The following is a 12913-nucleotide window of genomic DNA, read 5'->3' as shown; positions in this document are numbered from 1 at the left end:
GACATGGCCGAGAAAAACGTGCTGCGGGATGTGCGCCCGGTCGCGCCGCTGACGGCCGGCGGTGAAACGGGCGAGTGAATCGCGGGTCACCCTCTCAAGGAGAGGCCGAGGGCACGGCCGCCGGGCGCACGCGTTCCCCCTCGGATTCCCTCGGATCCGGCCACCACCCGCGGATTCGACCACCGCGGCGCCGCGAAGCGGACGGCCAGCGATCCGCCGAAATACCGTTACAGAGGATTTCAACAGGATTGGACCGTTTGCCTCTGGAAACGAGATCTGCCTCTGGAGCGCGGGAGATGTCCGGGGGCGAGCGGCTCGGAGAAACGCCGGCTCAGCGCCGGCTCAGCACCACGGGTCGAAGGCGCCTCGCAGCGCGGGGCCCGGGAGCTCGGCGAGGAAAGGGTCGAGCGCACAGAGCGCGTCGAGCCAGGCGACGTCGGAGGGCGAGGCCGCGGGCTGCTGGGCCAGGCCCGCGAGCCGGCGGGCGCGGGTCGCGTGGGCGTGGGCGCGCGCCTCGGCATAGGACGCCATCTCCCCGGCCGACATCATGAAGGCCCAGTCGCTCGATTGGAGGAGGAGGAGCTCGCGGATCGCCTGGTCGAGCGCGCGGCCGGGCAGGCCGCCGGCGTGGCGGCAACGCGAGATCGCGCCCAGCACGGCGCGCTCGGCGTGATGGGCGTGCCGCCACAGGCTCGCCGCGCTCGGGCCCGTCCAGAACGCGCCGAACCCACCCTCACCCCACGTCGAGGCGGCAGGCTCCACGACCTCGACGGGCGGGTGGCGCTCCAGGTAGGCGCCGAGCGCGATCGGGACGGCGCGATCCGAGGCCGCGAGGCGGCGCAGGGCGTGCTCGAGGAACGCGGGCCCTTCGAGCCACCAGTGGCCGAAGAGCTCGGCGTCGTACGGGGCGACCAGGATGGGCGGAGCGTCCGCGCCGCGGCTCGACGCGAGCGCGGCCTCGCGGCGAGCCACGAACTCCGCGGCGTGAGCGCGCGCCTGCGCGAAGGCGCGCGCCGGTTCGTAAGGAGCCTTGTCGAGGCCGGGCCCGGTCACGCGATGGAGCTTGAGGCCGGTCATGAGCCGGGTGCCGCCGGGACCGATCTCCCCTTCGAGCTCGCGCTCGGGCAGGTCGAGCCCGACGTCGCGGTAGAACTCGCGGTAGACCGGGTGGCCCGGATAACCCGCGTCGCGCGACCAGACCTCGCGCGCGCTGTCGCGATCGCGCCCGAAGCACGCGAGGCCGGCCGGCGAGAGCACCGGGACGGAGGCGCCGGCGGACGCGGGCGGCGCGGCGAGCGTGAGGGCGTGGGCGTCGAGCACGGTGAAACGAACGCCTGCCGCCGCGAGATCCGCGTCGAGGGAGGGCGCGTACGCGCACTCGGGCAGCCAGAAGCCGCGAGGCTCGGGCGCGCCGGTGAGGGCCGCGAAGGCGCGGCGGCCGAGCCGTACCTGCGCCCGGATGGATGCCGGCGTGGCGAGCAATCCGGGCAGGTACGCGTGCGTCGCGGCCGTTGTGAGCAGCTCGACGCGGCCCGCCTGGGCGTGGCGCACCAGGGCGCCCGGGACATCGCCGCCCAGCGCCTCCCAGGAGCTCGCCGCGTCGGCGAGCCGCGCGCTGTAGAACGCGGCGGCCTCGGCGAAGCCGCTCCCGGCGAAGCGGGCCTCGACCCGGGCCGCCAGCGCGGCGAGCCGGCGGAGGTGGTCCTCGAACCGGCGAAGGAGCAGCTCGTCGCGCAGCATCGCGAGGAGCGACGGCGAGACGGAGAGGGTCAGCGGGGCGGTGACGCGATCGGCGGCGAGGCGGTCGAGGACCCCGAGCAGGGGGAGATAACACTCCCAGAGCGCCTCGAAGAACCAGCGCTCCTCCAGAGAGCGGACGTGCTCGGGGTGACGCACGTACGGCAGGTGGGCATGGAGGACGAGGGCGACGTAGCCCGGCACGCTCGATATTGCCTTCGCCATGCGATCTTTGAATCGCATTCATTCGAAATTCTGTTTCTCAAGACGAACGTCACAGAATTCCACACTCAAAATGTTCTGGACGTAGGGACATGCCCATCGGGTTACGTGGCTCAACCCTTCTTGAGCTCCGCGCCGAGATCCGCTCCGAGGCGCTCTGCTTCACGCGCGTCTCCGGGCCATGACAGGCGCCTCTCTGCCCTTCGCAACCGGGAGCCGTCGGGCTCGGCGAGGAGCGCCCGCAGCCACAGCGTGTCGCCGTCCCGCACGGCGTAGGCGGCCACCGGCGTCCGGCAGCTGCCTTCGACCGCGGCCATCACGGCTCTCTCCGCGGAGACGCAGGTCGTGGTCTCGGCGTCCGCGAGCGTCGCAAGGACGTCGCGCACGCTGGCGTCCTCCGCGCGGCACTCGATGCCGAGCGCGCCCTGTCCGATCGCCGGCAACGACACGTCGACCGACAGCACCTCCGTGGCGCGGCCTTCGAGGCCGAGCCGCTTCAGGCCGGCGAGCGCCAGCACCACCGCGTCGAACCCCCCGTCGAACACCTTGCGGAGCCGGGTGTCGACGTTGCCGCGGACCGGCTCGATCACGAGATCGGGGCGCGCCTCTCGCAAGGCGACCGCCCGGCGGAGGCTCGAGGTCCCGACCCGGGCGCCCGACGGCAGCTCCGCGAGCGGGGCGCCGCTCCGGGTGACGAGCACGTCGCGAGGATCCTCCCGCGCGGGGATGCAGGCGAGGCACAGCGCCGGGGCGAGCTCGGCGGGGACGTCCTTGATCGAGTGGACCGCGAAGTCGGCGCGTCGGTCGAGGAGCGCCTCTTCGAGCTCCTTGATGAACAGGCCCTTGCCGCCGATGTCCTGGAGCGAGCGATCCTGCGTCCTGTCGCCCGAGGTCACCACCTCGAGCTCGCGGAGGGAGAGATGGGGCACCGCCGCCTCGAGGGAACGGGCGAAGGCGCGGGACTGGGCGAGGGCGAGCGCCGATCGGCGCGTGGCGAGGGTGAGCTCCATGGGGTCACGCTCCCTTTAACCCAGCTGCGCGGACGGCCGCGGCTGGATTCGCGACGGCCAGGACGCCCGCCTCGGCAGGCTGGGGGCGCCCGCTGGGCTGCCGCACGTAGAGGCCGTTGTCCTCTGCAGCCTGCGGGCGCGGCTCGGCGTGCCGGGGCGAGGCGCCGCCGCGCGCGCCGGAGACAGGCGGCGCTGCCCCGCGAGCGGACCGAGGCGTGGGAGGGCCGTCCGCGGCGCCCCGCAGCTCCCCCTCGGCGAGCGCCGAGGCGGCGGCGCCGTCGGCCGGCGCGCCGTCGATGTCGAACAGCTCCCGGAGCGAGTCGACGTGCTCGGCGACGCGGGGATCGCTGGCCAGCGCGCGGAGTCGGGTGGTGGGCACGTGCAGCAGCTTGTTCGTGGCGGCGTCGATCATCATCGCGAGGGCCTGGCGCTCGGCCGCGCCGAGGTGCCGGAGCTTGCCAGAGAGGCTGCGCTCGACCTCGGCCGCGAGGATGGAGCGCGTGCGGGCCCGCAAGCCCACGATCGTGGGCGTCAGGGCGCGCTCGAGCGTCCACGCCTCGAACGCCTGCGCCTCGTCCGCGACGATCGCCTCGGCCCGCGCCGCCTCGGCGGCGCGCCCCTCGACGGACTGCGCCACGATCTGCGAGAGGTCGTCGACGTCGTAGAGGTACACGCTGTCGAGCTTGTTGACGGCGGGGTCGATGTCGCGCGGGACCGCGATGTCGATGAGGAACAGGCTCCTGCCCTTCCGGGCCTTGCGGGCCCGGCGGACGAGGTCGGGCGTGACCACGTAGTTCGGGCTCGAGGTCGACGAGATCACGATGTCGGCGTCGATGACGGAGCGCTCGAGGTCGGCCCAGGGGCGAGGCTCGCCGCCGACCTCGCGGGCGAGCGCGGCGGCGCGGTCCGGGCTGCGGTTGACGACGATGAGGCGGGCGCCCGCGCGGACGAGGAGCTTCGAGGCGGCCTCGGCCATGTCGCCGGCGCCGATGAGCAGCGCCGTGTGGCCGGCGAGATCGGCGAAGATCTGGCGGGCGAGATCGATGGCGACGCTGGAGACCGAGACCTGCCCTGCGCCGATCGCCGTCTCCGTGCGCACGCGCTTGCCGACCTTGATCGCCCGGTGGGCCGCGCGGCCCAGCTTCACGCCGAGCGTCTTCGCCCCGCGGGCCACCTCGATGGCGTCCTTCATCTGCCCGAGGATCTGCGGCTCGCCGACGACCATCGAGTCGAGCGACGCGGCGACGCGGAAGAGGTGGAGCACGGCGTCGCTCCCGACGCGGCCGGCGAGGTGGCTCCGGACGCCATCTCCGCCGAGGCCGACGAGGGTCGAGACCGCGGCGCGCAGCGCTTCGTTGTGGCTCGAGAGCTCCCCGTCGGACGGCGGCGGCGCGCTGCCAGGGCGGGACAGCGCGGGCGCTTGCTGCCGAGGCGCGGCGTAGACCTCGACGCGGTTGCAGGTGGAGAGGATGAGCGCCTCGCCGATGGCGGGGTGAGCCGTGAGGCGCGCGAGCACCTCGGGCAGACGATCCCGCCCGATCGCGAGCCGCTCGCGCACCTCGATGGGCGCGGTCTTGTGGGAGAGCCCGACGAAGATCACCTGCGCTAGCCTCCGAGCCCCCCGGCGGGACGGATGAGATAGATGACGAGCACCGCCCCGGCGCAGGCGAGCCCCGCGATGGTGCCGTACGCCGCGCGACGGCCGCGCCAGCCAGCGGCGGCGCGCAAGAGCAGCACGAGCGCGATGAGGAGCCAGGTCGCGTAGCCGAAGATGGCGCGCATGACCTCCTCGGTGTTGCCCATCTCGAGCCGGTGCGCCCAATACGTCCCCGTGACGATGCCGAGCGTCAGCAGGGGGAAGCCGGCGCTCAGGAAGCGATGGACCGCGCGGTCGAGCGTGTCGAGCGGCGGGAGGTTGCCCATGCGCTCGACGTGCCGCTTCTGCTTGAGCCGCTTCTCCTGGATGAGGTAGAGCGCGGCAGAGGCGCCGGCGAGCAAAAAGAGGGCGATCCCGAGCAGGTTCGCCATGACGTGGGCCGCGATGAACAGCGGGCTGAGCTTCGGCTCGGGGTGCGGCTTTCCGAGGAAGAACGTGCCGAGCAGGAAGGCGAGCCCGAGCGGCCCGATGAGGAGCCCGAGCGCGTCGATGCGGAAGCGATGGCGGGCGACGAGGTAGACGGCGATCGCGAGCAGGGACGCGACCGAGAGCATGAAGTGAACCGAGTGGACCGGGCAGACGCGCGCGACGAAGCTGGCCAGCGTGACGTACGTCGCGTGCCCGAGGGCGCCCAGGCCGAGCAGCAGGGGCGCGTGCCGCGAGGCGGAGGTGGCGACGGTAGCGCTCGGCCGAGCGCTCGGGTCGTGGACGTGCGCCCCCGCGCCGAGGAGGCCCGCGACGTCGCCCATGGAGGGCAGCCGCGTGCGGTTGCGGGCGACGTCGAGAAAGAAGAGCGCGCTGGCAGCGCCGTAGAACAGCAGGGCGAGCGCAAAGCTGATCCCGGAGAGGGCCTCGGGCATGGCCCCCGTTATAGCCTGCCTCACCGGGGATGGCCCGCCGACCGCAGAGGCGGAAGCGTACTGTCGTCAGCCCAGGCCCGACAGCACGGAAGCTCCGGCCCAGGCGGGCACGAGCGCCCCCGACCGCGGCGCCCCTGCCGGCGCGCCGCGCGGGCACGGCGCGCCGGAGCGACCGGGCGCGGCGCCGCTACATCCCGCTGGTCAGGAACGCGGCGAGCAGTTCTTCATCGCTCGTCGGGCTGCCGCTGGCCGCGGTCCCTGCCGCGGCCTTGCGGTGCTCGGCGAACGTGCCCACGGGAGCGCCGATGAACCCCGGGATCACGTCGTACGCGTTGTCCCCGATGATCATGGACCCCTCGAGGATCTCCGCCCCGAGCTCCCGCAGGAACGCGCGCGTCTTGACCCTGCCGAGGACCTCGTGGATGTCCGCCGAGCCCGTCACCTCGCGGAGCACGCGGATCGCCTCGATGATCTTGTAGCGGCGCCCCTCGGTCTTGATCAGAAGCTCGTCGTTGTTCAGATCGACGCGGTCGCTCGCGATCCAATCGTCGAGCGCGGCCTGCGGAAAGAACACGCGGTTCTTCATCGCGCGCAGTCTACTCAAAAACGGGCCCGAGCGGTTGGGCCGCGATGCCGGCGGTCAGGGGTGGGCCCCCAGCCGGGCCCGCCTCAGGCCGCGGGGGGCACCCCGGGCGGGGGCACCGAGTCCCGCCGCAGGCCGCGGAGCCGCGCGGGCAGGTGCCAGAGCGACTCGAAGATCCCGAGCAGCACGTAGAAGCCGAGCAGCCACACGAGCACGAACGCAGGCTGCAGCTGCGTCGAGATCACCGCGCTCGACCCGACCGCGAACGCGACGAAGAGCACCGTCCGGACGTTGAGCCGGAGATCCTTGAAAGAGCGGAACCGGATGGTCGACACCATCAGCAGCGAGAGGATCATCGTGGTCGCGAGGATCGCCGACGCGTAACGCTCGCCGCCGATCTCGCCGGCGGCCGCGTGGTTCGCGACAACGATCGAGACAAGGATGCCCGCCGCGCCCGGGATCGGGAGGCCGACGATGTACTTCGAAGGCTTCGCGGGCTTGCCCGCCTCGCCCATGGAGAGGACGTTGAAGCGCGCCAGCCGGACCGCGCCGCACGCCGTGAAGATGAACGACACGAGCAGCCCGGCGAGATCGAAGCGGTGCAGCGTCCACTGATACACGAGCATCGACGGCGCCACGCCGAACGAGACGATATCGGCCAGCGAGTCGATCTGCAGGCCGAAGGCGCTCTGGGTCTTCGTCATCCGCGCGACACGCCCATCGAGGGTGTCGAAGAACATCGCGAAGACGATCAGCAGCGCGGCGCGGTAGAAATCATCTTCCGAGTGCGCGGTCGCCGAGCGCCGGATCGAGTCGAAGCCACAGAAGATCGATGAGAGCGTGATCAGGTTCGGAAGCAGGAACAGCGTCTTCCTGAGCTCGAACCGCCGTCGCTTCCGGATCATGCCGCCTCCCTTTTAGGCAGGCCAGGCTATCGCCGCAGGGACCGCGAACGCAAGCGCCGAAGCGCAGACGCGAGTCGCTATAAGGTTACCGCGAGCCAGGATCCGGGATCGTTTCATCACTCCGTCAGCTTCGTTTCAGTCGTCGTTTTTCCGCCGTCGCTTTTCCGCCGTCGCTTTTCCGCCTTCGCTCAACGCGCGGGCCGCGCCATGGCCGGCTCACTCCATACCGCCTCCGGAACCTCCGCGCCGGGCTCGAAGCGACACGCCATCGGGCGGAGCTCGACGGCTGGGCCGCTCGAGCCGCCGGAAACAGCCGAGCTCGCCGCGGCCCGGAACAACCACGCCTGGGCGAGATCGCCGGGGATGATCGCGGACCGGGGACCCCGCCCGATCGCCCGCGCCTCCCAGCCAGCCACACACGGCGCGGAGGGCGTACCGTGGAGCACCATGGTGGAGGTCAGGAGCACCGTGACCTCGGGCGGGCCGGAGGGATTGGCGGCGTCCACGACGAGCACGGGGTGGCGCGTGCCCGGAAACAAGGCCTCGTTGCCAAGGAAGAGCGGCGCCTCCTGGCGCGCGGTCGCCGCGCGCTCGGCGGCAGAGCACGGGCGCGGCGCGTCTCCGAGATCGAACGGCGTCGGCAGCGGCTGCGCAGGGCCGAGCGTGCCGTCACCGCGGAACGGCTGGAAGATCGCCCACGCCGCCGCGTGCCCAGGATCGGCGACGAGCGTCGTCACGCCGATCGATCGTCCGGCATAGGTCCAGTCGGTGTGCACGATCCGATCGCGGCCCGCCGGCGGAGCGACCGTGACCGGCGCGATCGTCCACCCGGCGCCCGGGCCCGGCGCGGTAGGTGCGCCGGCGGAAGGCGCCGGGCGGTGGGCGAGCAGCATCGCTGTGACCGGAGCGTTCGACGCCTGCCGGACCATCCCCACGGCGACCGGCTGGCCGTCCGCCAGGACGGCGTCGGCGCGCACGTCGAGGCTGCTCCCGTGGAGGCCCTTCGCAGGCCAGGACGGGAAGTCGAAGCGCTGGAGCTTCCCCGGCGGCTCGTAGAAGAACGTGAGCGCCGACTGAGCGCTGTCGGAATGCGGCCTCAGGAAGAGCCCGCGCATCGAGACCGACAGGAGCGCGGGATCGAAGAAGTCCTCGGGGACCGGCGCGCGGCGCGAGGCGGCGCCGGGCGGAGGCCGCGCGCCCGCGCGCTGCTTTTGCGCCGCGTCGGGGACGACCTTCACGTCGCCGAGCTCGAACGGGCCGGCGTCGGGGATGGTGCCGCGGCCCGAGGTGCCATCCATCCAGTTCTCCCAGGCGACCTCGACGTTGCGCATCGGGGCCCCCGGCGTCGCCACGCCGCCGGGGATCCGCAGGCGCGCCACGGCATACCCCTCCATCTGGGAGGTGACGTTGGTCGCCACCCGCGCTCGCCCGAGCCCCGCCGGCACCGCGGGCAACAGCGATCGCGTGACGACCCGCGCCTCCCCGGCGCCGGACTCGGGGAGCATCGCGGAGACGACGTCGACGGCGCCGCTCGGGGCGCGCGTGAGCAACGACCACACCGACCGGCCGCGCAAGAGCTCGTCGCCGTCGGGCAGGCCGAGGCCCCTCGAGTCGACGTTGTCGACGCGCGTCCACTTCGAGGACGGCAGCACCTCGCAGACGATGGGCGTACGCGCGGAAGGCTGCGCGCTCGCCGCCGGATCCGGCGCGCGAGGCGGCGCGCCGTCGGCCTGGCCGCCCCAGCCGACGCGGGTCGCCACGTCGCCGAAGAGGCAGCCGCTGGCGCCGCACGCGATCGCGAGCTGGGCCTGGGAGAGCTCGAGAGAGAGCGCCGGCATCTCCGGGAGCTCCGCCCAGCTCACGCCGCCGTCGAGCGACTCCCAGAGCGCCGCGGCGTCGTCGCCGCCCTCGCGCGAGGCCGACGCGAGCGCGAGCACGCGCCGCCCGAAGCCGGCGAGCGCCGCGCCCTCCGTCGGGGGGGCCGTCGCCGTGAACACCCGGCCGTCCTCGTCGGCGGTCAGGTACGTGAGCGAGCCGCGCTTCCCCAGCAGCAGGCCGACGGCGCCGTCTTCCCCAGGGCGCAGCGCGCTCTCCTCGACGGTGTTGTACCCCTCGGGCGACGTACCGTCGCCCGGCCCGCCCTCGGCGTCCTCGTCCTCGTCCTCGGCGTTTTCAGCCCGCGGCGCCGGCGGCCCCGCGGCGGTCGCGTCGAGCGAGCGGGGCGCGAACGTCTCGCCGCCGTCGTGCGAGACGAACAGCGCGAGGCGCTCGTCCTTGCCGCGGTAGCCGAGGAAATACGCGGAGCGCCCGTCCGCCGAGAACGCGGGCAGCTCGGCGGGGGCGCTGAGCGTGGGGGCCGCCGCGAGGACGACCGCGGCGCGATCCTCCTCGTGGGCGCCGTCGTGGGTCAGGAGGAGCGGCGCGGTCGGCTTGCAGCCGTCCGCGCCGTCGCCCGGCTTGCAGACGCCGGTCAGGAGCGCCGCGCCCTCGGGCGCCACCGCGACGCCCACGAGGTCGATGTCGGGCGTCTCCAGCGTGGCGACCGGCGCCCACGCGCCGCCGCCGTCGTCGCTGCGGAGCACCCGCGCCACGACGCGGTCGCCGTCCGGCTCGGCGCACACCGCGACGACGCGCCTGCCGTTCGCGCCCAGCTTGATGCTCCCGCAGTCGCCCGTGCCCGGCAGGGCCGATTCCTTGAGCGGCCCGTCGATGGTGCCGCTCGCGAAGAGCCACGGCGCGCCGGCGTCGTCCGGGCGGACCGCTTCGACGTAGCGATCGCCGCTCATCGCCGCCCGCCCGAGCCCCACGGCGGAGGCGGACGGGGCGCGCGGGATCGCGACGTCGAGCTCGACGTCGGCCCGCGGGAGCGTCGCCGCGCTGCCGGTGAACGCGGGCGCGCGCCGGGGATCCCAGGTCGCCGACGCGAGGACCCCCTCGGCGAGCAGCTCGCCCCCGAGGACGCCGACCCGCGAGAGGCCCATCGTCGGGAGCGGCGCGCGCGCCCAGGTGCCCCCGCCGTCCTCGCTCGCGAACAGCGCCTCCGGCAGCGCGAGCACGAGCGCGCGGCCGCCATCGACCATGGCGACGCCGAAGGCGCGCGGCGGGGCCCCGCCCTGCCCCGCGGCGGCGTCGAGCACGACCGGCTTCCAGCCGAGCTCCTCGCGCCACCGGAGCACCCCGCCGCGCCGGGTCACGCCGAGCAGCGAGCCGCCGGCGCCCGCGACCTCCAGGAGCGGCTCGGGCGGCGAGAGCGCCCGCGTGAGCTGGCCGAGCGGCGAGGAGGCCTCGTAGATCGCGCCGCTCGCGCCGACGAACATCCAGGAAGCGGGCGAGCGCCGCACGATGGCGGTGAGCTCCTCGGGCGCGGGCGAGGCGCTCGTCCTGCCCTGACCGGCGCAGCGCGGCGCAGCGGGCCCGGCGGCGCTCGGCGACGGCGCGGCCGCCCCGGGATCGGGCGTCACCGTCCATCGCTGCCCTCCCGGGGCGACGACGACGCAGCCGGCGCCGGCGAACGGCGCCCACGCGACCGCGGCGTCCGGCGCCGCGGGGTGGTAGCTCCAGCGCGCCGGCGAGGCGTAGGCCGTGCCCGCGGCGTCCACCGAGGGGAGGGCGGCCTCGGCGGGGCGAGGCGGCTGCGCCGGGGCGCCCGAGCAGCCCGCGAGCGCGCACGCCGACGCGAGCGCGATCGGCGCGCGGGTCCGCGACGGCGGCGCGGTCATTCGACCCAGCGGGCGACGAACAGGTTGGTCTCGCCGGGCTTCGCGCCGTAGCGGTTCGAGGCGAAGACGACGTGCTCGCCGGTCGGCGAGAACATCGGGAAGCTGTCGAAGCCCTCGTAGAAGGTCACGCGCTCGACGGGCGGCACGCCGTCCGCCGTCGGGGGCGCCTCGGAGTCGACGAGGTAGAGGTCGAAGTTGGGCATGCCCCGGGCGCCCAGCGGGGTGCTGAAATCGGAGGCGAAGAGGATCCTCCGCGAGTCCGGGAGGAAGTAGGGCGCGAAGTTGGCGCGGCCGTTCCTCGTCACCGGGCGCGGGTTCTGCCCGTCGGCGCTCGCGACGAAGATCTCGAGCGCGCTGGGGCGCACGAGCCCCTTGGCGAGCAGCGCGCGGTAGTCGTCGAGCGCCGCTCCGGTCGGGCGGCTCGCCCTCCAGACCAGCTTTGTCGCGTCGGGGGAGAAGAAGGCGCCGCCGTCGTAGCCCGGCGTGCTGGTGATGCGCTTGACGTCCGAGCCGTCGAGCTTCGCGGTGTAGAGATCGATGTCCCCGTCGCGCGTGCTCGTGAACACGAGGCGCGAGCCGTCGAACGCGACGGTCGCCTCGGCGTCGTAGCCCTTGCCCTGGACGAGGGGGCGGAGATCCGAGCCGTCGGCGTTCGCGGTGTAGATGTCGAACTCGTCGAGCGGCCACACGTACCCTTGCGAGTGGTCGGGCTTCGGGGGGCACGCCTCGCCGGCCGCGTGCGTCGAGGCGAAGAGGACGCGCGCCTGGGCAGAGGCCGCGGGCGCGGGAAAGAGGAAGTAGCCGCACGTCGTCTTGCCCTGGCCGTTCGAGACCCGGCGCACCTCGCCGCTCTCCAGATCCATGATGTACTGCTGGTCGCACGTGCTTCCATCGCGGGTCGACTGGAACACGAGCTTCCTGCCGTCGGGCGACCAGTAGGCCTCGGCGTTCTCGCCGCCGAAGGTGAGCTGCCGGAGCTCGGCGAAGTGCTTTTCGCGCGGATCGGCGGCGACGCTCTTGCCGGCGCGGATGCGGAAGGGGAGCCACTCGGGCTTCGCCGTGGTCGTCGCCTCCGGGATCTGGCCGAGGGGCTCCTTCGGTCGGGGTTCCGAGGAGGCGCAGGCGGCGAGCAGCAGGCAGGCGAGCGGGGCGGGCAGCCTTCGTTTCATGGCGGCGCGACCATAGTACGAAAGCGGCGGGCCGTCGCGGGGAGGCGCCCGCGACGGGTCAGCCCATGCAGGACGCGGGCGACGAGTCGGGTGACGGCGCGGGCAGGAGCACCGGCTCGGCTGTTACTGCCGGAAAATCGCAGGAACGCGCCTTCAGGAGAGACGCCACGGTGCCTGGGTCACGAGGGCCGCCGCGACCGAGATTCGATGCCCCCTACTCCCGAAAGACGGTCACCGTCGTCGGGGTCGTATGGCCGCCGCCGACGCAGTTCGGGAAGCTGCCGTCCGACGCCGGAGCGCCACAGAAGTCATCGCACTCGCCGAGGACGTCGACGATACAGCCCTGCGTATCCACGCCAGTCCCGCCGCACACCCGGCTGATGAGCGTCGATCCGGGCGATTTGCACGCGAACCGGAGCTGCTCCGGCGCGAAGAGGTCGCCGAAGTAGGCCGCCTCCCGGTTCGGGAAGCGCTCCCGCTCCGCTTGATCCGAGTCAAGGGCCTTGTGCTTGCCACGCATCGAGATAGGCATGCTCTCCCCGACATGGTTGATCCTGGCCAGCATGCAGGCCGAGATCCAACCCTGACAGTGGGCGTTGCACTTCCCGTGGTCTCGGCCCCACTCGGATGCAAGACCGATGCTCCCTTCGAATGTATAGGCCTCACCGTCCACGGAGAACTTCACGGATTGCCCCGCCGGGAGCGCGCAGCCCGCCACGTACATCAAGAACTCGCGAGCCAGGGGATCCCGCAGCGCGCTCATGACATCGCTGCTGCTCGCGATCCCGGCGCTGGTCAGCGGGTTGCCCGTGAGCGCCTCCATCGCGGGCCTGTCTGTCGTGAGCGCGCTTTCAACGAGCGCTTCCTTCGTGAACGCATTCCGCGTCAACAGCTTCCGCTCGGCCGTGCCGCCGTCGTCCTCCAGGGGATCAGCCTCGCCAACACAGGCCGGGAGACAGAAGCACCAGAGGCCCAGGAACGAGATTGCGAGTTTGAAACGATCCTGCATAACCCCCTCCACACAATTGAAACACGCATCAGGGATTTCCTC

The 12913-nt window shown here is 73.1% G+C and carries 9 protein-coding genes; all 9 read right to left on the bottom strand.

The features are described from left to right. Positions 1–342: 342 nt before the first annotated feature. Positions 343–1980 (bottom strand): glycoside hydrolase family 57 protein, encoded by a 1638-nt coding sequence (locus tag WME90_RS08885; RefSeq protein ID WP_437280650.1) that lies wholly within the window; start codon positions 1978–1980, stop codon positions 343–345. A gap of 92 nt (positions 1981–2072) precedes the next feature. Then, entirely contained in the window at positions 2073–2969 is an 897-nt protein-coding gene (gene hemC / locus WME90_RS08880; RefSeq protein WP_437280649.1) for a hydroxymethylbilane synthase, read from the bottom strand. A gap of 4 nt (positions 2970–2973) precedes the next feature. After that, positions 2974–4569 (bottom strand): glutamyl-tRNA reductase, encoded by a 1596-nt coding sequence (hemA, locus tag WME90_RS08875; RefSeq protein WP_437280648.1) that lies wholly within the window; start codon positions 4567–4569, stop codon positions 2974–2976. A gap of 5 nt (positions 4570–4574) precedes the next feature. Beyond that, on the bottom strand, positions 4575–5486 hold the full coding sequence (locus WME90_RS08870; RefSeq protein WP_437280647.1) for a cytochrome C assembly family protein: 912 nt from the start codon (positions 5484–5486) through the stop codon (positions 4575–4577). Positions 5487–5673: 187 nt separating this feature from the next. Next, entirely contained in the window at positions 5674–6072 is a 399-nt protein-coding gene (locus WME90_RS08865; RefSeq protein ID WP_437280646.1) for a hypothetical protein, read from the bottom strand. A gap of 83 nt (positions 6073–6155) precedes the next feature. Continuing rightward, the gene (pssA, locus tag WME90_RS08860) at positions 6156–6974 is read right to left on the bottom strand and encodes a CDP-diacylglycerol--serine O-phosphatidyltransferase (RefSeq protein ID WP_437280645.1); all 819 of its coding nucleotides are present in this window, start codon (positions 6972–6974) and stop codon (positions 6156–6158) included. 188 nt (positions 6975–7162) lie between these two features. Next, positions 7163–10693 (bottom strand): hypothetical protein, encoded by a 3531-nt coding sequence (locus WME90_RS08855; RefSeq protein WP_437280644.1) that lies wholly within the window; start codon positions 10691–10693, stop codon positions 7163–7165. Beyond that, positions 10690–11862 carry a TolB family protein gene (locus tag WME90_RS08850; RefSeq protein WP_437280643.1) on the bottom strand — a complete coding sequence of 391 codons (1173 nt, stop codon included), beginning with the start codon at positions 11860–11862 and terminating at the stop codon, positions 10690–10692. The genes WME90_RS08855 and WME90_RS08850 overlap by 4 nt, the downstream gene beginning before the upstream one ends. 214 nt (positions 11863–12076) lie before the next feature. After that, complete coding sequence (locus WME90_RS08845) at positions 12077–12871, bottom strand: hypothetical protein (protein ID WP_437280642.1); 795 nt, start codon at positions 12869–12871, stop codon at positions 12077–12079. Positions 12872–12913: the final 42 nt, after the last annotated feature.

Origin of the sequence: Sorangium sp. So ce375 (assembly GCF_051473855.1) — a bacterium.
In the GTDB taxonomy this organism is placed as follows: domain Bacteria; phylum Myxococcota_A; class Polyangia; order Polyangiales; family Polyangiaceae; genus Sorangium.
This window is presented reverse-complemented; position numbering and strand designations above follow the sequence as displayed.